The organism is Micromonospora sp. NBC_00617 (assembly GCF_045161355.1).
Taxonomy (GTDB): Bacteria; Actinomycetota; Actinomycetes; order Mycobacteriales; family Micromonosporaceae; genus Micromonospora.
In genome coordinates, this window is record NZ_CP107751.1 from 1572335 (window position 1) to 1588991 (window position 16657).

At 71.1% G+C, this 16657-nt stretch carries 22 protein-coding genes; 9 read left to right on the plus strand and 13 right to left on the minus strand.

The features are described 5' to 3' along the window. Positions 1-63: 63 nt before the first annotated feature. Together OG505_RS07045 and OG505_RS07050 are read left to right on the plus strand one after the other, a co-directional pair. Positions 64-363 carry a DivIVA domain-containing protein gene (locus OG505_RS07045; protein WP_405431889.1) on the plus strand — a complete coding sequence of 100 codons (300 nt, stop codon included), beginning with the start codon at positions 64-66 and terminating at the stop codon, positions 361-363. Further along, positions 363-614 (plus strand): hypothetical protein, encoded by a 252-nt coding sequence (locus OG505_RS07050; RefSeq protein ID WP_405431890.1) that lies wholly within the window; start codon positions 363-365, stop codon positions 612-614. Before OG505_RS07045 ends, OG505_RS07050 begins: the two co-directional genes overlap by 1 nt. 37 nt (positions 615-651) lie before the next feature. Here OG505_RS07050 and OG505_RS07055 read toward each other — a convergent pair whose 3' ends face one another. From OG505_RS07055 to OG505_RS07065, 3 genes are read right to left on the minus strand one after another with little or no spacing between them, the layout of a single operon-like run. Continuing rightward, a complete protein-coding gene (locus tag OG505_RS07055) occupies positions 652-3063 on the minus strand; it encodes an ATP-binding protein (protein WP_405431891.1) in 2412 nt (803 codons plus the stop codon). A 4-nt stretch (positions 3064-3067) separates the two neighbouring features. Further along, entirely contained in the window at positions 3068-3679 is a 612-nt protein-coding gene (locus OG505_RS07060; protein WP_405431892.1) for a DUF6879 family protein, read from the minus strand. After that, positions 3672-3944 (minus strand): hypothetical protein, encoded by a 273-nt coding sequence (locus OG505_RS07065; protein ID WP_405431893.1) that lies wholly within the window; start codon positions 3942-3944, stop codon positions 3672-3674. The genes OG505_RS07060 and OG505_RS07065 overlap by 8 nt, the downstream gene beginning before the upstream one ends. Positions 3945-4059: 115 nt before the next feature. Between OG505_RS07065 and OG505_RS07070 the strand changes: the two genes are divergently transcribed. The 3 genes from OG505_RS07070 to OG505_RS07080 are packed head-to-tail and all read left to right on the plus strand — an operon-like array spanning position 4060 to position 5868. Beyond that, entirely contained in the window at positions 4060-4458 is a 399-nt protein-coding gene (locus tag OG505_RS07070) for a hypothetical protein (RefSeq protein ID WP_405431894.1), read from the plus strand. Positions 4459-4472: 14 nt separating this feature from the next. Then, complete coding sequence (locus tag OG505_RS07075) at positions 4473-4916, plus strand: DUF2267 domain-containing protein (RefSeq protein WP_405431896.1); 444 nt, start codon at positions 4473-4475, stop codon at positions 4914-4916. A 40-nt stretch (positions 4917-4956) separates the two neighbouring features. Further along, positions 4957-5868 (plus strand): TIGR03619 family F420-dependent LLM class oxidoreductase, encoded by a 912-nt coding sequence (locus tag OG505_RS07080; protein WP_405431898.1) that lies wholly within the window; start codon positions 4957-4959, stop codon positions 5866-5868. Between the two features lie 15 nt (positions 5869-5883). Here the strand turns inward: OG505_RS07080 and OG505_RS07085 are convergent, their stop codons facing one another. Next, the gene (locus tag OG505_RS07085) at positions 5884-6318 is read right to left on the minus strand and encodes a TIGR03668 family PPOX class F420-dependent oxidoreductase (protein WP_405431900.1); all 435 of its coding nucleotides are present in this window, start codon (positions 6316-6318) and stop codon (positions 5884-5886) included. Between the two features lie 109 nt (positions 6319-6427). Here OG505_RS07085 and OG505_RS07090 point away from each other — a divergent pair, with 109 nt between their 5' ends. Both OG505_RS07090 and OG505_RS07095 read left to right on the plus strand, forming a co-directional pair. Next, on the plus strand, positions 6428-6877 hold the full coding sequence (locus OG505_RS07090; protein WP_405431902.1) for a VOC family protein: 450 nt from the start codon (positions 6428-6430) through the stop codon (positions 6875-6877). A 96-nt stretch (positions 6878-6973) separates the two neighbouring features. Beyond that, positions 6974-7324 (plus strand): hypothetical protein, encoded by a 351-nt coding sequence (locus OG505_RS07095; protein ID WP_405431903.1) that lies wholly within the window; start codon positions 6974-6976, stop codon positions 7322-7324. A gap of 113 nt (positions 7325-7437) precedes the next feature. Here the strand turns inward: OG505_RS07095 and OG505_RS07100 are convergent, their stop codons facing one another. The 5 genes from OG505_RS07100 to OG505_RS07120 all read right to left on the minus strand — a co-directional run bounded on the left by OG505_RS07100 (position 7438) and on the right by OG505_RS07120 (position 10410). After that, complete coding sequence (locus OG505_RS07100) at positions 7438-7668, minus strand: DUF4926 domain-containing protein (RefSeq protein ID WP_405431905.1); 231 nt, start codon at positions 7666-7668, stop codon at positions 7438-7440. Positions 7669-8299: 631 nt separating this feature from the next. Next, a complete protein-coding gene (locus tag OG505_RS07105; protein ID WP_405431906.1) occupies positions 8300-8647 on the minus strand; it encodes a hypothetical protein in 348 nt (115 codons plus the stop codon). After that, positions 8644-9837: a WXG100 family type VII secretion target gene (locus tag OG505_RS07110; RefSeq protein ID WP_405431908.1), complete on the minus strand. Its 1194-nt coding sequence runs from the start codon at positions 9835-9837 to the stop codon at positions 8644-8646. Before OG505_RS07110 ends, OG505_RS07105 begins: the two co-directional genes overlap by 4 nt. Further along, a complete protein-coding gene (locus tag OG505_RS07115; protein WP_405431910.1) occupies positions 9834-10025 on the minus strand; it encodes a hypothetical protein in 192 nt (63 codons plus the stop codon). Before OG505_RS07115 ends, OG505_RS07110 begins: the two co-directional genes overlap by 4 nt. Then, positions 10012-10410, minus strand: a complete 399-nt coding sequence (locus OG505_RS07120) for a YbaB/EbfC family nucleoid-associated protein (RefSeq protein WP_405431911.1) — start codon at positions 10408-10410, stop codon at positions 10012-10014. Before OG505_RS07120 ends, OG505_RS07115 begins: the two co-directional genes overlap by 14 nt. 177 nt (positions 10411-10587) lie before the next feature. On the opposite strand from OG505_RS07120, the gene OG505_RS07125 reads away from it, so the two are divergent. Beyond that, complete coding sequence (locus OG505_RS07125; protein ID WP_405431913.1) at positions 10588-12378, plus strand: gamma-glutamyltransferase family protein; 1791 nt, start codon at positions 10588-10590, stop codon at positions 12376-12378. A 21-nt stretch (positions 12379-12399) separates the two neighbouring features. Here OG505_RS07125 and OG505_RS07130 read toward each other — a convergent pair whose 3' ends face one another. From OG505_RS07130 to OG505_RS07145, 4 genes are read right to left on the minus strand one after another with little or no spacing between them, the layout of a single operon-like run. Next, positions 12400-13026 (minus strand): response regulator, encoded by a 627-nt coding sequence (locus tag OG505_RS07130; RefSeq protein WP_405431914.1) that lies wholly within the window; start codon positions 13024-13026, stop codon positions 12400-12402. After that, entirely contained in the window at positions 13023-14228 is a 1206-nt protein-coding gene (locus OG505_RS07135) for a sensor histidine kinase (protein WP_405434411.1), read from the minus strand. The genes OG505_RS07130 and OG505_RS07135 overlap by 4 nt, the downstream gene beginning before the upstream one ends. 53 nt (positions 14229-14281) lie before the next feature. Further along, positions 14282-14734 (minus strand): ABA4-like family protein, encoded by a 453-nt coding sequence (locus tag OG505_RS07140; RefSeq protein WP_405431915.1) that lies wholly within the window; start codon positions 14732-14734, stop codon positions 14282-14284. Then, the gene (locus tag OG505_RS07145) at positions 14731-15657 is read right to left on the minus strand and encodes a hypothetical protein (protein ID WP_405431916.1); all 927 of its coding nucleotides are present in this window, start codon (positions 15655-15657) and stop codon (positions 14731-14733) included. The genes OG505_RS07140 and OG505_RS07145 overlap by 4 nt, the downstream gene beginning before the upstream one ends. Before the next feature lie 164 nt (positions 15658-15821). Here OG505_RS07145 and OG505_RS07150 point away from each other — a divergent pair, with 164 nt between their 5' ends. Further along, on the plus strand, positions 15822-16571 hold the full coding sequence (locus OG505_RS07150; protein WP_405431917.1) for a glyoxalase: 750 nt from the start codon (positions 15822-15824) through the stop codon (positions 16569-16571). Positions 16572-16657: the final 86 nt, after the last annotated feature.

Consider the following 16657-nt stretch of genomic DNA (forward strand, 5'->3'; position numbering starts at 1 on the left):
CCCGAACGGCTGCCGTGCTTCCCCGAACACCCTCGCCCCTCCGCGTCAGGAAGGCAGGCAGACATGAACGCCAGAAACCAGCGACCACGGACGGCGAGTGGTGGTGCGACCTACCGCTCTACCGCGTACACCAGTCTGTTGCCGTGGCAGGTGCGCGAGCGCCGCTTTCCACCGACCGGTCTCGGACGTCGCGGGCTGAACCCGGACGACGTGTACGCCTTCCTCGACCGGGTCGCCGCCGACATGGCCGCTGTCTACGCTGCTCTCGCCGAGAGCCGCCTCGAGACGGCCCGGATCAAGGCCGGCCTGCGTCGCCGGCAGGCCGACCAGGCCGGCGCCCGCAACGAGGAGGGCCGGGCCTGATGAGCCGGCGGTACGTCGTCCACCTGCCCGTCGTTGCCACCGACCTGTCTGCCGCGCAACGCCTGGCCCGGGTCATCGGCCGATGGATGCTGGTGCTGCCGATGGCCGACCCGGGGGAGACGACCGTCTCCGAGGAGGACCAGCAGTTCCTGCGCCACCGGGTCTTCTGCGACCTGCTCATGCCGGGCGGCCGGCGCTGCCTCCTGCGCGACGGCCACGACGGCGACTGCTCCCGCCGCCTGCGTCGATGAGGGGCTCGACCGTTGCGCTTTCATCCATCGCAGGCCATCACTCGACGGACCTGTCCGCCGCTGACAGAAACGACGCCGCGATGCCTTCGCGAAGCGCGGCAGCACGCGCGTCGTCGAACCCGGCGAGCAGGGTGTGAGCCTCGCGCCAGTGCTGGCCGGCCTCCTCGGCGCGACCTGCCGCTGTCAGGGCGCCACCCAGATGGTCCAGCGTCAGGGCAAGTTGCCAATCGTCCCCGAGCTGCCGGTGCACTGCCGCCGCGCGCAGGTGGAAGGCGACCGCCTCGTCCGCCTGCCCCAGCTCCCGGTACGCCTCACCGGCGCCGTCGAGGGCCATCGCCTCGCGGCTGCGGTCACCGAGCCGACGTTGAATCGTGGCCGCCCGGTGCACGGCCTCCAGTGCCTCAGCGGGTCGGCCGAGGGCGCGCAGCACCCGTGCGTACTCCACCAGCCAGTGCCCCAGCCAGACCTGGCTTACGCCCTCGGCGATGGCAATGGCCGACTTGATCGCGGCAAGAGCCTCTTCGGTACGGCCGAGTTCCCGCAGGGTCATGCTCAGGAAGAAGAGCGAGTTGCCCTCCTGCCCCCGGTCGCCAATCTCCCGCTGCACCGCGAGTGCCTGTTCCAACAGCGCCGCCGCCTCGGTCAGCTCACCCAGCTCGTAGCGAGTCTCGGCCAGGTTGCTGATGAGCAGGGCCTGCCACCGCTGGTTGCCGAGTCTTTCAAAGATCGCCAGGCTCTCGCCGAAGTGGCTGAGCGCCCCGGTGAGGTGACGGTGGCGGAGGCCCAGCAGCCCGAGCGCGTTGATCGATACGGCTGTGCCGTACTCGTCGCCGATCTCCTGTCGAATGACCAACGCGGCCCGGTGGTGTACGGCGGCCTCGGTGAGTTGGCGAGCTTGGAAGTGGGCCTTGCCGAGGCTTTCCAGCGCCTCCGCCTCGCCATGCCGGTCGCCCAGCGATTGAGCTGCCGCCAGCCCGATCCGGGCGGTGGTGAACCAGCCTTCGAAGGCGTTCTGATGCATGAAGACGCTGCGCAGCACCGCTGCCAGTTGCCAGGCGATCCGCGGTAGGCCCGCCTCGGCGGCTGCGCGGGTTGCCGCTACCAGGTTGTCCCGTTCGGCGCCGAACCAGGCGTCCGCCTCGGCGTTGGTCGCGAAGGTGAGCGGCGTGACGTCGGCCGGCGGATCCAACGGTACGGTCCGGTAGAACGGCAGCGTGCGGGTCAGCGCGGCGTCGGCGGTGTGCAAGTACCAGTCCAACTCACGGCGCAGCGCGGCTGGCCGACCCTCCGTGCTCTCCAGGTGCCGGACCTGGTCGACCGCGTAGGCGCGCAGGAGGTCGTGGAGTTGGTAGCGTCCCGGAGAACTCTGTTCCAATAGATGCGCGTTGACCAGAGCGTCGAGCGGCTGCCGTACCTGGGGTAGCGGCACACCGGTCAGCGCGGCGGCGGCAGGGGCGCTGAAATCCGGCCCGGGGTGTAGCCCGAGCAGCCGGAACAGCCGCGCGGACGTCGGGTTCAGGGCGCGGTAGGACCAGGCGAAGACTGCCCGCACGGCATCGGACTCCTCGTCCTCCTCGGCAGTGAGGGCGTCCCACAGGGCCGACTCGTCGCGCAGATCCTGAATGAGCTCGCCGAGCGGCATGAACGGCCGGCTCGCCGCTCGCTCGGCAGCGATGCGCAGCGCCAGCGGCAACCGGGCGCAAAGTCGCGCCAACTCGGTCAGCTCGGCCGGGTCGTCGCCGCTTCGGTAAGGCGAGGTGATGTCGCGTAGCAGAGTGACGGCGTCGTCTTCGGTCAAGATGCGCAGCGTCAGCCGTCGACCGCCGTCGCGCGTGGTCAGCCCGGAGAGCAGATTCCGACTCGTGACCACGACCAGGCAGCGGTCCGTGCCCGGCAGCAGCGGGCGCACCTGCCGGGCCGATGCGGCGTTGTCCAACAGCACCAGTACGCGCCGGCCGGCCAGGCGCGAGCGGTACAGCGCCGCCCGACCATCCAGATCCGCTGGCACCGCCGAGGGCGGAACACCGAGAGCCCGTAGGAAGCGGTCGAGGATCTGATCCGGCTGCGCCGGCTCGCCCGGATCGTAACCGCGCAGGTTGGCGTAGAGCTGCCCGTCAGAGAACCTGCTCCGGACGCTGTGCGCCCAGCGCAGGGCAACCGAGGTCTTACCGACACCAGCCGTCCCGGTGATCACTGACAGGCTGACATTGACGCTCTGATCCCCCTCGGTCAACAGCCGGTTGAGCGTCCGCAGCTCCTCCACCCGATTGACGAAACCGCGTACGTCACCGGGGAGCTGTTGCGGTCGCTCCTGCGAAGTCACCTCGCCGTGGAAGTGCACACCGCCGTACACGTCGCGGGCCTGGACCAGCTCCGCCGGACCGGACAGCTCGGACCGGTTCACCTGAGCCGGCCGCTGCCCGGGCTCGTCCGAACCGACGCCGTCCACCTCGTCACCCCGCGCGGGGAGGCCCCATCGGTGCCACTACACGGGCGAAGTACTCGTCCAGGGGTTCACCGCGGTGGTAGAGGGACTCGATGAAGGACTGGCAGCTTGCCACCAACTCGGGGTCGCGCCAGCGGCGGGCGGCTGCCAACACGCCGTCGGCGTCGTAGACGGCCTCGTACATCACCTCGGTGCCGAGGGTGTAGATCTCCGGCAGCTGACCGCCCGACTCGGCTGGTGCGACCGCGTCCGCGCCGACCACGTGGGTCAGACCGCCATATTCGTGCCGCAGCCGCAGCACGTGCAGCTCCCACCGAAGGTACGGCGCGAGTGGCTCTTGGACGACTCGAACCCGGCGGGTGGCGAACCCGTCCTCCGCGATCCGTCGGTAGTAGCTCTGGAACTCGGAGCGGCGTGCGTCGAGGATTCGCAGCGAATCCTCCCATCGCCCGTCGGCGAACGCCTGCCACCCTTCGTCGCCGGGCTCCTTGAAGGTCTGCTGCCGTTCCAGCTTCCAGAAGCCCGGAGCACCGGTCCGCCAGAACCGATCGTCGAAGTCCGCCCAGTAGTCGTCCAGCCGGAGCCGCTCGCCAGGATCCCCGCGGAACAGGTCATGCATCAGGTATGTCCACCTTCGCCGCGATCATTGTCGACCGGGGAACGATGATAAGTCGCTCGCCAGGATCCACCGAGACATCGGCGGGAAGCCGTCCCTGGTAGGCCTCGGTGAGGTCCTGCCCGATCACCGCGATGTCGCCGTTGCTCAACTCCCAGACGTCGGGGCAACTGCCGTCGCCGGAGGTGTTGCCCAGCTCGTGGGAGGACTTACCCCAGCGGCGGGTGAGCTCGGCGGTAGGGTCCGCTTCCCAGCGCTGTTCGCTCATGGTGACCTCCGAGGTCAGGTGTCCGCGCGAGCACCCACGGTAACATCGAGGCAGATTGATTATCGGCGTCCGTGTTCGTCGCTAGGATCCGGGCGCGAGGGCGGGAGGCGGAATTGTGACCGACCCGATCATGGTGACCGCAGCGACGACGCTCGTCGCATGGGCGACCACCGAGTTGGCCCAGGGTGGCCGGGCGGCCGTGTGCTCCCTCATCGGATTCTTGCGTACCCGATTCCAACACGAGCCGGCGTCGCGTGCCGTCATTGAGGGCGCTTTGCGGCAGCCTTCGCCGGAGGCGGTCGGACGCTTCGCCGAACTGCTCGATCGGGAGTCGCGCCGCGATGTCGCATTCGGCGCTGAGCTACGAGCTCGGTGGTCGCAGGTCGAGGCCACCATCGCCGAAGGTGCCGGCCGTGTCGCCAACTCCGTGTCCGGCGAGGTGCACGGGCCGGTAGTGCAGGCAGGTGACGTCCACGGCGGTATCCATCTCGGCGACCGTCCCACGCGGCACTGACGCTGCGTACCGAAGTGAACGATCGTTGCCGCCGTTCTCGACGCCGCGCCCGGCTTCGCTGTTGGCCTGGTAGGCACGGGCGGTCAGTAGAACCGCGCCGAGTTCGGTGCGCTCAAGGAGTATTGCCCCCTGATCCAATCCCGGCCTGCGCCGTCGACCTTGGCGGAAGGGGTCAGTGGTGGCGAGGCGCGGCACCTGGCCACCCAGGTCCCCGAGGAGTTGCGGGGTACCTGCACAAGGACGTGGACTTCGCCGAACGGATCGACCTCGTGGAGTTCCTCAATGAGGTAGGGGTCCGCGCGGGAACGGATGACGAGCGGACCGCTGAGGGCGCCCGCGCCGTGTTGACGACCCTGCGCGAGGCGGTGAGCGCGGAAGACCTCGAGAACCTGGAATCCGAACTGCCAAAGGACTTCCGGCGGCTGCTGCGCCCGGTGGGCCGCGGCGCCCGGGCCTGAACCGAGCCAATTCCTGGCCCGGTCCGGGTACGGTGCGCGGGTGGAGGTTGGATTCGCCCCGCCCGTCTCCGGCTCGTGGGCCACACCGGAGAACATGATCCACGTTGCCCGCCGCGCCGAGCAGCTCGGGTACCACTCGCTCTGGACGTTCCAGCGGCTCCTGGTCCCCGCCGACCTCGACTGGAGCGAGACCTACCACAGCGTCCAGGACCCGCTGACCACGCTGGCGTTCCTGTCGGCCCACACCACGCGGATCCGGCTCGGCGTCGCGGTGCTCAACATGCCGTTCATCTCTCCGGTGCTGCTGGCCAAGCAGACCACGACCCTCGACATCCTCGCCGGCGGACGGCTCGACGTGGGACTCGGCCTCGGCTGGGCGGACGAGGAGTATCAGGCGACCGGGGTGAGCAAGCATCGGCGGGGCCATCGGGCCGAGGAGTTCCTCGCCGTTCTCCGCGCTCTCTGGCAGGACGGCGTCGCCGAGCATCGCGGCGAGTTCTACCAGGTCCCGCCGACGCGTCTGGAGCCGAAGCCGGTGCAGCGACCACACCCGCCGATCCTGCTCGGCGGCCAGGCGCCCGCCGCGCTGCGCCGGGCCGGCCGGCTCGCCGACGGCTGGGTCAGTGGCAGCCAGGCGGACCTGACGGGCATCGGCGAGGCGGTCGCGACCGTCAAGGCCGCCGCCGCGGAGGCCGGCCGCGATCCCGGCGCACTGCGCTTCGTCTGCCGCGGCGCGGTCCGCGTACGCCCGACGGGCCCGGCCGAGCGCGAGCCGCTCACCGGCACGCTCGAGCAGATCCGGTCGGATCTCGGCAGACTCGCCGAAGCCGGCATCACGGAAGTGTTCGTCGACCTCAATTTCGATCCGGAGATCGGCTCACCTCGCGCCGACGCGCAGGCGTCGCTGCGCCGGGCCGACGAGGTGCTCGACGCCCTCGCTCCGACCCGCTGACACCCCGGCGGGCGCTCACCCGGCCGGGTCGGCTGCCGCGTCCGCCGCGGACCACGCCGACCAGCCGGTCACCGCGATCGCGATCACCGGCCCGGCTGGTGGCTGCTGGACGTACTGCGGGTACTTGTCGGCCAGCGCCGCGCGGGCCGCGGCCTCCTCCGCGCGGTCCTCCACCAGCCGACCGTGCCCGTCCAACCGGACCCACCACAGCCGCGACCAGTCCTCGTCGTACTCGTCGATCAGCAGGCAGGCATGCCCCGTCGCCCGGATGTTCTCCAGCCGGCGTAGCCGCCGGTGGCGCTTGGGCTTCTCGTCCACCGCGTGGTAGACGACCTCGTCGAGCAGCACGAAGCACACGGGCACGAGGTGCGGACGTCCGTCCGCTCCGACGGTGGTCAGCCGGGCCACCCGGGCCGGCCCGACCCGGTGCCGGATGTCGTCGGCGGGCACGGGCCCGACGGTAACAGCCGGCACCCGTCATGGTGACTCGTTGTTGCCGTGGGGTGTGTCGGTGCTGCCGGCGGGTATGCCCTGCCGACCTGACCCCGGGGGAGGCGTGATGGCGAGCGAGGCGCCCGACTACTTCCAGCCCGAGGCTGGGCTGGTGCTCACGCACCTGCTGATCGTGCGGGACGTGGACCGTTCCCGGGAGTTCTACCAGCGGGTGCTGGGCGCGACGGTGGTGCGGGAACGCCAGCCCGCGATCCTGCGGTTCCACAACAGCTACATCGTGATCAACGACGAGGGTGGTCCGACCGACGACAAGCCGGGTGTGCAGGCGAAGGCGCCGCCGGATCCGAACACGCTCAGCAGCGCGATGAACGTCCGGGTCACCGACGTCCGGGCGGTCTACGAGCAGTGGCGGTCCCGGGGTGGGGAGTTCCTAACCGAGCCCAAGGATCATGGCGTCGAGATCCGGTGCTACCTGCGCGACCCGGACGGCTATCTGATCGAGCTCGGCCAGGGCACCGGGATCCTCGCCGAGATGGGTCGGTCAGCCTCCGCCTGAGCCACACGATCGGCGCCCGCCGGCAGCCCTGGTCACGGCCAGACCAACCATCGTGATCGGACCCCTGGTGATCACGCGGCGGGTACGGTGAACGTCGTGGAGGATCTCGGCGCGAAGGTCTCGTATCTCGCGCTCCCCGTCGGCACCCGGGTCTATGACGTCGACTCGGCACCCGTCGGCGTGGTCGAGCACATGCTGACCGACGAACCGAAGGACATCTTCCACGGCATCATCGTGGCACCGCCGGGATCGGAACAGTCCCACCGCTTCGCCCACCGGGAGCAGATCGCCGACCTGTACGAGCGGGGGGTCGTGCTGTCGGTACCCGGTGCCGAGATGCACGAGCCGAGCGAGGACACGCCGGCCAGAAGGGCCGAGGCCGCGGGTGACGACCCGGTGCAGGTGGGCCTCCGCCACGCCTGGGAGTGGCTGAGTCGCCCCCGCTGAACCTGGGGGCAAGATGTTCCGCTGGGACACCGCCCTGAGCGAGCCACACCGACCTTGTGCTCGGCTTCCGGCAGTTGCCGCTCGCCAGCCGTGACCAGCCCGCTGCCTCCGAACTACCCGTCGGGATGGGTTATCTGGTCTGTCCGGAGTGTGACCATGGCGACCGTACGGCCGTCGGCGTCGGCGAACTCGACTTCGTACGCAGGCGGGGGGCCGTCAAAGACATGCACGACGCTTCCCACTGCCCCGGCAGGCAGGTCTTCTCCCGGAATGGCTTCTCGGAGCTCAACCACGTCGTACAGCTCGAACATGTCAGCCTTCCTCTGGCGGAACGAGATGGTCACCGTCCGAGGTGCAGATGCGCCGTTCTCCAGACGCGATCTCGGCGAATCCGCTGGCCTGACCCCCAACGCCGTGACGATCCACGAATCGTCCTGGAGAGCGAGGTCGTGCGCTTCGACCATGCTGGCCGCGCGGCCGCGGATCAACGGATGACCGCCAGCGAACTAGCGCGAGAGGTTGGCCTAGATACCAGCGACGATAGGGACGAGGAGAACCACGACTAAGTCGTGCCGAACGGGCTGTCGAGGTCGTCCCCACAGGCAAGGCGGCTGTTATGGCCCGGCCCGGGCGCCCTGGGGAGTTGGACCAGGTACCTGGCCCAGATGCACGCCACCAACCCCGTCGTGACGTCGCTCTCGTGGGCCTCCGAGCAAGATCCTGGCATACGGGGACGGCCCGGTCGCCCCGACCCCGGCGAGGCATCTGCACGCACCCGCCGAGGCACGCCAGGTCGGGACGACGTGCGGGAGTTCGCGGCGGCCGCACGGTCGGCCGACTCCAGGCCGTGCAGGCCATCGTTGCCGTCAGGTTAGCGAGCATCACGACCGGGGGAACGGGCCTGACGCCGCTGACCTTGTGGGCGCGTCGTAGCGGTTCGGCGCCCAACTCCTGCGGTGATGGGACGGCGCAGCGTCATCGACTACCAGGATTGCTCGAGCCGGGGAACCCGGCTGAGTAGGTTGCGTCCACGAGCTCCTGAAGATGGCGGATGACGTCGACCTTGTGCTCGGTCTCCGGCAGTTGCCGTTCGCCAGTCGTCACCAAGTCGTTTCGCCAATGACTGACGATCTCCAGCTGTGCTGCCGCGGGCAGGTCGTCGACCCACAACGACCCGAGGTTGTTGTCGACGATCTCCTGCAAGCGGTTAGCGGTTTGTCTGTCTGAGAGGCGGGAGATCAAAAACTCCAGCGTCCAGTCAAACAGCCCTCCCGATGAGGTCCAGTCGACGCCGGGTTTCAGCACGATGAGGCCAGCCATCATTTCCCTACAATGAATACTCGCGGACCGAGGTTTCGATCCGTGATGAACTGTTCGATCCGGGCAACCTGTTCCGGGATGAACTGCGACACGTCCACCGGCACCAGGTCAGCTTTGTCCAAGTGTCGTTCGATCTGATACTGCAACTGGGGCCACTGACGGTCAAAGAACTGCGCCGGGAAGTTGCCCACCGCATCGTAGGTCCGTCCAGCCTCGTCGACCCAGTCGGCAGAGGAGGCCGGGGGAGCGCGGTGGAGTGTCACGCTCATTTCCTGCTCTAGCCGGACCGCTGTCTCCGCCTCGCCCGGACGGAACCTCCCGGTCGCCGGATCCATGCCGAGATCGTGTATCCGCTGCTGCTCCGTCGCCGCAGGCGTTGAGGGCTCACGAGGCGGCTCAGGTTCGGGCGTGTTCCGGCTTGATGGCGACTCTCCTTTCTGGAGTCGACCCAGCGCCTGCTTGAGTTTCTCGATGAGGTCGCCGAGCCGGCGTACCGTCGGGATCAACCTGCGCAGGCTGGCCAGCAGCCCCCGCAACAACCGCGCGATCCGCGCCCCCCACGACGCCACCAGCGTCGTGACCTGTTCCACCACCAGCGGTGCGGCCAGTCCGCCGGTGACGACGAGTTCGCCCGCGTACGTGATGAGGCGGGAGACGCAGGCGGCGATGGCGTCGCGGACCAGGAGCCGGACGGCGGCGACCAGGCCGGCGGCGCCTTCGGTGATCGCGGCCATGGTGTCGGCGCCCTGGGCGAGGCCGGTGATGGACTGGTGTTGTTGGGTGGCCCAGGCCCGGTAGGCGGGGCCTGCGCTGCCGCCCCAGCCGGCGACGTCGTTGCGGACGGCGTGGGCCAGTTCGGCAGCGTCGTCGCGGAGCGAGGCGGCGATGTTGTGCCAGGTCTGGGCGTGTGCGGTGATCTGCGCGGGGTCGCCGGCGAGCCAGTCGAGCGCTTCGCTGAGTGGTTTGACGTGCTCGATGAGCCAGGCGATCCCGTACTGGAGCAGGGCGCCGACCGGGTCGGAGACGAAGGCGAGGGCGTCGAGGCCGGCACTGACGACACCGAGGCTGCCGTCGATCCAACTGCCGTTGCGGATGCCCTGCGCGATGAGTTCGATGTCTTCGCAGATCCACACACCCGCCCAGGCGCTGGGCGGGGTGTCCGCCGTGGCGGCGACGAGCGGGTTGGACGTCACGGGCGCTGCCGCACCCCGTCGAGCAGTGTCGGCATCAGCGCGCAGAGCTGACCGTACGCGTCGGTGCCCAACCGGACGTGCTGGCCCGCCTGCTGGGCGGTGTCGAGGCTGCCGGCGCAGCGATCGAGGCGGGCGGCGTGAGCGGTCAGGTCGTCCGGGTCGACGTGGATGCCGTCACCGGTCGGCATCGCTCGAACCCGGGTCACCAGCCAGCCGACCGCGGTACGAGTCGATGATGGCTCGGGCGCTCGCGTCGTCGCCGAGGAGTTCCACAGTCACCTCACGGACCTGGCTCAGCAGGTCGGTGCGCGCGGCTCTGGTGGTCTCCAGGATCTGCCGGGCGGTGTGCGCCGCGGACTGTTGCCGGATGCGTTCGTCGAGCCGCAGGTCGCTCAGTAGGCCAGCCGCGTCGACGGTGACGTCGACGGTCCGGTCGGTGTTGTGGGCCGTGCCGGTCAGCTGCTGCATCCGCGCCGACAGCGTCTTCGCTCGTTCCGCCCGCTCGGCGAGCGACGACTCCCACTCGTCGAGCCGCCGTCCGGCCGCGTCGAGCGCAGCCTCGTCCGCCCACATGTTGACCCTCCCCAGGGGACCACCGCCGACGGCAGCCAGCGGGATCACCGGCACGTTACCAACTGGTGGCGCTCCGTGCTGGCCCCTGAACGGGGGACTGCCACGCGTACGACGCGCCCTAGCATTGCGCGCTGGGGAGTCGCTTCCCACCGCCACCGGCCCCAGTGAGGTGTTGTCATGCCGTTCACCACCAGACCAACCCTGCAGGGAACCTTCGGCATGGTGTCGTCGACGCACTGGCTCGCCAGCCAGTCCGCGATGGGGGTCCTGGAACGTGGCGGGAACGCCTTCGACGCCGCGGTGACCGCCGGGTTCGTCCTGCACGTCGTCGAACCCCACCTCAACGGCCCGGGGGGCGAGGTGCCGGCCATCGTGGCGACCGCTGCGGATCCTCGCCCGAAGGTGCTGTGCGGGCAGGGCCCGGCGCCGGCCGCCGCGACCATCGCCCACTTCCGGTCCCTCGGCATGGATCTCATCCCGGGGGCCGGCCCGCTCGCGGCGGCCGTGCCCGGCGCGGTGGACGCGTGGCTCCTGCTGCTGCGCGAGCACGGCACGTTCGCCCTCGCCGACGTCCTCGAACCGGCGATCGGCTATGCCGCCGCCGGTCACCCCCTGGTGGGCAGGGTCGGTGCGACGGTGGCGGCCGTGCGGTCGCTGTTCGAGGAGCACTGGCCGACGTCCGCCCAGCTCTGGCTGCGCGACGGCCGGCCACCGGCGGCGGGGGAGAGGTTCGCCAACCCGGCGTACGCGCGCACTCTGCGCCGACTCGTCGAGGCCGGGCAGGCGGCCGGCGCGGACCGGGAGGCGCAGATCGAGGCCGCACGCCGAGCCTGGGGTACGGGTTTCGTGGCCGAGGCGATCGACGAGTTCAGCCGGCGGCCGTTTCGCGACTCCAGCGGACGCGCACACGCCGGGCTGGTCACCGGCGACGACCTGGCCGCGTACTCGGCGACCTGGGAGGCCCCGACCATCCTCGACTGGCAGGGCTACTCGGTGGCGAAGACCGGGTTCTGGGGCCAGGGCCCGGTGCTGCTCCAGGCGCTGGCTGTCCTCGACGCGCTCGACGACGACGGCGCGTACGAGACGGCCACCGCCGCCGGTGTCCACGCCCAGGTCGAGGCGCTCAAGCTCGCCTTCGCCGACCGCGAGGCGTGGTACGGCGACAGCGCCGACGTGCCCGCCACGGCGCTGCTCTCCCCGGCGTACGCGCGGGAGCGGGCGGGGTTGATCGGTGACCACGCGTCGACCGAGCTGCGGCCCGGGCGTCCCGACGGGACGCAACCGCGCCTGCCGGCCCACGTCCAACCCGGCGCCGGCAGCCGCGTCGATGCGTCGGACCCGACCACGGGGGAGCCGACGGTGCGCTCCGACGGGGTGACCCGGGGCGACACCTGCCACGTGGACGTCGTCGACCGCTGGGGCAACATGATCTCGGCGACGCCGAGTGGTGGCTGGTTGCAGAGTTCGCCCACGATCCCGGAACTCGGCTTTCCGCTGGGCAGCCGCCTGCAGATGTTCTGGCTGGAGGAGGGGCTGCCCTCGTCGCTCGCCCCGGGCCGCCGACCGCGCACCACGTTGAGCCCGACGATGGTGCACCGCGACGGGGAGCCGATCCTGGCGTGCGGCACGCCCGGTGGTGACCAGCAGGACCAGTGGCAGGTGCCCTTCCTGCTGCGCCACCTCGTCGGCGGTCAGCACCTGCAGGAGGCCATCGACGCGCCCGCGTGGCACACCGTCAGCCTGCCGGCGTCGTTCTATCCCCGCGACTCGGAGCCCGGCGTCCTGCTGGTGGAGGACCGGTTCGACGCCGACGTGGTGACGGCCCTGCGGGCGTACGGGCACGAGGTGCGGCTCACCGACGCGTGGAGTCTGGGCCGGCTCTGCGCCGTGAGCCGGGACCCGGGCAACCGCGTGCTCGCCGCCGGCGCGAACCCGAGAGGCATGCAGGGCTACGCGTGCGGCCGGTAGCGGGCACCGAACGGCGGGCGGTCAGGCGCCGCGCGCGAACAGGGCCAGGCGTACCCGGTTGGGGCTGTCGGTCTTGCTCATGAGGCTCGTGATGTGGGTCTTGACGGTGGTGACGCCGATGTGGAGGCGTTCGGCGATCTCGCTGTTGGACAGGCCCTCGGCGACCAGGGTCAGCACGTCCTGCTCGCGGGCGGTCAGCCCCTGCGCGGGTCGGGGCGGCTCGGCCCGGGCGTGCACCGCGCGTTGGACGAGGCGGTGCAGCACCTCCGGGGTGAACGGGCTGTCGCCCGCGGCGGCCCGGCGGATGCCGTCCAGCAGTTCGGTCGGGGGCGCGTCCTTGAGTAGGAAGCCGCACGCCCCGGCGCTCAGCGCGGGGTAGAGGTGGTCGTCGTCGCCGAACGTGGTCAGCACCAGTACCCGGGTGGCGGGACGCTCGGCGAGGATCCGCGACGTCGCGGTGATTCCGTCGACGCCGGGCATGCGCAGGTCCATGACGACGACGTCGGGGAGGAGCCGCGCGGCGAGGACGACCGCCTCGCGGCCGTTGTCGGCCTCGCCGACGACCTCGATGTCGGGCTGCGCGTCGCACAGCATGCGCAGGCCCGCGCGAATGAGGTGCTGATCGTCGACCAGCAGGACGCGGATCACGCCGGTCTCCGGGTGGGTGTTCCGGCCGGGGCCGCGCGGGCCCGGGGCGCCGCATCGGCGGGAATCGCGGGCAGCGTGTTCGGCAGGACGGTCCGCACGCGCCAGCCCGTGCCGGTCCGGCCCGCCTCCAGCCGGCCGCCGAGGACCTCGACGCGTTCGGACATGCCGGTGATGCCGTGGCCGCCGCCGGCCGGCACGGCCGTCGGCGCGCTGTCGCCGTCGGCGCCACCCCCGTCGTCGGTGACCTCCCAGTGCACGGCCCCGGCGCGCAGGGCCACCACCAGGTGCGCCCGCGCGGCCGGCCCGGCGTGGCGTGCCACGTTGGTCAGCGCCTCCTGGGTCAACCGCAGCACCGCCAGGCCGCGTACCGCGTCGAGTGAGCCGATCGCCGCGTCGATGTCGGCCTCCACGGTGATGCCGGCCTGGCGGGCCCGGTCGACGGCGGCGCCGAGCGCCGAGGGGAGCGCCGAGGGCTCGATCGCGGTCAGCGCGGCGTCACCGCGTACCCCGTCGGGGTTGCGCAGCACCGCGACCAGCCGGCGCAGCTCCGCCAGGGCCGCGGTGCCCGTGCCGTGCACGTCGTCGAACACCTCGTCCACCCGCGGGTCCAGGTCGGTGAGGACGTGCCGCGCCACACCGACCCGCAGCACCATCGACGCCACGTGGTGGGCGACGACGTCGTGCAGCTCGCGGGCGATGGCGCTGCGCTCGTCGGCGCGCGCCGCGCGGCTCTCCGACTCGCGGCGCCGCTGCTCGGCCAGCGCCCGCTCCACGGCCTGCCGACCCAGCTCCCGGTTGGTGCGGATGACCAGGCCGAGCAGCACCGGGACACCGACCTCCAGGCCCAGCCCGACGACCCCGGAGGCGACCTGGCGCAGCGGGTCGCCGATCGAGTCGGTCAGGTCGACCACGGCCAGCAGCCCGGCGCCCAACCAGATGGTGCGGGCGCGACCCGCCCGCATGGTGACCTCGAGCAGGGCCCAGCTCGCCCCCACCTGGTTGATCGTGATGTCGTCGATCAGGCAGATCGCGGCCGCCAGCAACGCCGCCTGCACCACGAGGTTGACCACCGGCCGGCGGTACGCCAGGAGCGCCACGGCGAACGCGGCCAGCGCGAGGGTCCACTGCGTCGGCGTCGGCGCGGGGCCGGAGTGGGGCACGAGAAGCAGATAGCTCAACCCGCTCAGGTCGAGCAGTACCATCCGCACGCGCGCGTCCCACGTGTCGAACAGTCGTCCCCGCCACCCCACGGTCGTCAGCCTAGGTGCTCACGGTCGGTGGCGGCGACCGCCGGCCGCCGCCACCGCGTCCGTACGCCCAGGTAGGCGGCCAGACCGAGCGGCCCGAGCAGGATGGTCAGCACCAGCACCGGAGCCATGACCAGCGCCGGCACCCCCCGTTCTCGGCTGTCCAACCACGCCCAGCGGCCCACGAACAGATCGAACGCGATCAGGTGCGCCCAGCCCGCCGCCGCGCCGTCGGGCGTGCCGAGCAGGTCGCGTACCCCGGCCAGGGTCGGCGACGCGACGGCGGGCAGCACCTCGCCGAACGCCGGGACCACCAGCAGCGCGTAGATCACCACGACGGGCAGCACGATCAGCGGTGAGCTGATGATCCGGGTGGTCCAGGACCAGCGCGGCAACAGGATCATCAGCGCCCAGAACGGCGCGGCCACCGCGAACGTCAGGGAGAACAGCGTCGCGGTCATGCCGCGAGCGCCAGTTCCGGGCGGCGTCGGCGGGCCAGGACCAGGCCGCTGGCGGTCGCCGTCGCGACCACCAGGGCCGCGACGGCGACCAGCGTGCGGGCGTCCGGGCGCAGCAGCGGCTGCCCGCGCAGGGCCTGCCAGGTCAACAGCATCGTGAGTACGCCGTACGCACCGCCCGCGATGACCAGCAGCCGGACGCGGGTGCGCGCGTCGAGCCGGGTCGCGAACCGGGTCAGCAGGATCGCCAGGATCGGCAGGGCCTGCAGGGCGTGCAGCCCCACGAAGTGCCCGATCCGCAGGTCGCCGCCGGTGGTGCTCCAGCCGACCACGGGCAGCCCCGGCCCACCGTCGGCCACGCCCACGCTGTGTGCCCCGGAGATGCCCTCGATGCCCGGGTCCTGCATCGGCAGCGCCATCGGTACCGCCGCGAGCATCCCCAGCAGGGACAGGCCGAGCCCCCACCCGACGGCGGTCGCGGCGACCCGGTCAGGGATCCGCCGGATCAGCACGACGATCCCGATGACGAGGTGCGCGAAGAACAGCACCATGATCGCCGCGCCCATCGCCGCGAACAGGGCGGTGTTCAGCGGGGTGCTGTCGTTGAAGTGGCTGGCCTGCCCGCGGATCACCTGGCCGACGATCCACGCGTTCTCGACGACCGCCACCGCGACGATGACCGTGACCGCTCGTTCGGCGATCCGGCTGCGCCGGGGCAGCAGGGAGAGCATCCAGGCGAGTGTCACGCCGTACAGCACGAAGGACACCGCGAACTTGAACGGCTTGAGCCAGATCGGCGCCCCGGTGAGGACGCGCGGGTCGACGAGGATGCCGACGGTGGCGATGACGGCGAGCACCGCCATCGCGCAGACGAGAATCATGAGGGGGCGGTTCCAGTGTGTCGCCCGACGTAGAACGGTTGTCATGCCAGTAGATGTTCGTGGCCGTTCCCGCCGGTCGCGTCCGACCGCGGGCCCCGGTTGCGGCCCGGAGTCGGAGCGCATCTCCTCCCTGGGTAGGAGGCGCGATCGGGGCGGCCCGCCGCCGGTGCTGGCACAATGGCCGACCTGCCGACCGGACCGGAGTGACCATGACGACCAACGAGGACCGTGTCCAGCCGAACGAGACCACAGTGCCGCTGCTGCCCTGCCCGGCGCCGGACGAGACCCTGGCCTTCTGGCGTGCCCTGGGCTTCGAGGTGCCCTACGAGCAGATGAGGCCGTACGTGTATCTGGTCGTTCAGTGGAGCGGGTTCGCCCTGCACTACGGGCCCGCGCCGAAGAACCTCGACCCGGCGAAGGAACAGACCGGCGGCTGCCTGGTGATGGTCGACGCGGTCGCGCCGTACCACGCGGCGTTCGTCGACGCGATGCGCAGCGCGTACGGCAAGGTGCTGGTCAAGGGCCTGCCCCGGATCACCCGCTACCGTGCCGGGGCGTCGCGGTTCAGCGTCGTCGACCCGTCGGGCAACACCGTCATCTTCATCGAACGCGACGAGCCGAACGATCTGGAGTATGGCGGGTCGAAGGATTTGCAGGGGCTGGCCCGGGTGCTCGACAACGCGCGGATCCTGCGCGAGTTCAAGATGGACGACCGGGCCGCCTACCGGGCGCTCGACTCGGGGATGCGTCGTCGTGCCGAGGACGCTCCGACGGTCGAGCAGGCCACGGCGCTGGCCGGCCTGATCGAGCTGTCGATCGCGCTGGGAAAGACTGATCGGGTGCCCGAGTGGGGCGCCCAACTGCGCGCGCTCACGTTGACCGAGTCGGAGCGTACGCAGGTGCGGGCCTACGTCGCCGACCCGGTCGTCCTCGAACCCTGGTGGGCCGATCCGCACTGACCGCCCGGACCGGGGGTCGGGCCGGACAGGGCCCTGACCGGCGAGTTCCTACCCTGACCCGGGCTGCGGGGCAGGCGCAGCCCCGC

What these genes read in the sequence shown, in the direction of transcription:
- OG505_RS07045 (WP_405431889.1), top strand. Translation starts at nt 64, where the DNA reads ATGAACGCCAGAAACCAGCGACCACGGACGGCGAGTGGTGGTGCGACC.
- OG505_RS07050 (WP_405431890.1), top strand. Translation starts at nt 363, where the DNA reads ATGAGCCGGCGGTACGTCGTCCACCTGCCCGTCGTTGCCACCGACCTG.
- OG505_RS07060 (WP_405431892.1), bottom strand. Translation starts at nt 3,679, where the DNA reads ATGCATGACCTGTTCCGCGGGGATCCTGGCGAGCGGCTCCGGCTGGAC.
- OG505_RS07065 (WP_405431893.1), bottom strand. Translation starts at nt 3,944, where the DNA reads ATGAGCGAACAGCGCTGGGAAGCGGACCCTACCGCCGAGCTCACCCGC.
- OG505_RS07090 (WP_405431902.1), top strand. Translation starts at nt 6,428, where the DNA reads ATGGCGAGCGAGGCGCCCGACTACTTCCAGCCCGAGGCTGGGCTGGTG.
- OG505_RS07105 (WP_405431906.1), bottom strand. Translation starts at nt 8,647, where the DNA reads ATGATGGCTGGCCTCATCGTGCTGAAACCCGGCGTCGACTGGACCTCA.
- OG505_RS07115 (WP_405431910.1), bottom strand. Translation starts at nt 10,025, where the DNA reads ATGCCGACCGGTGACGGCATCCACGTCGACCCGGACGACCTGACCGCT.
- OG505_RS07120 (WP_405431911.1), bottom strand. Translation starts at nt 10,410, where the DNA reads ATGTGGGCGGACGAGGCTGCGCTCGACGCGGCCGGACGGCGGCTCGAC.
- OG505_RS07125 (WP_405431913.1), top strand. Translation starts at nt 10,588, where the DNA reads ATGCCGTTCACCACCAGACCAACCCTGCAGGGAACCTTCGGCATGGTG.
- OG505_RS07135 (WP_405434411.1), bottom strand. Translation starts at nt 14,228, where the DNA reads ATGGTACTGCTCGACCTGAGCGGGTTGAGCTATCTGCTTCTCGTGCCC.
- OG505_RS07140 (WP_405431915.1), bottom strand. Translation starts at nt 14,734, where the DNA reads ATGACCGCGACGCTGTTCTCCCTGACGTTCGCGGTGGCCGCGCCGTTC.
- OG505_RS07145 (WP_405431916.1), bottom strand. Translation starts at nt 15,657, where the DNA reads ATGACAACCGTTCTACGTCGGGCGACACACTGGAACCGCCCCCTCATG.
- OG505_RS07150 (WP_405431917.1), top strand. Translation starts at nt 15,822, where the DNA reads ATGACGACCAACGAGGACCGTGTCCAGCCGAACGAGACCACAGTGCCG.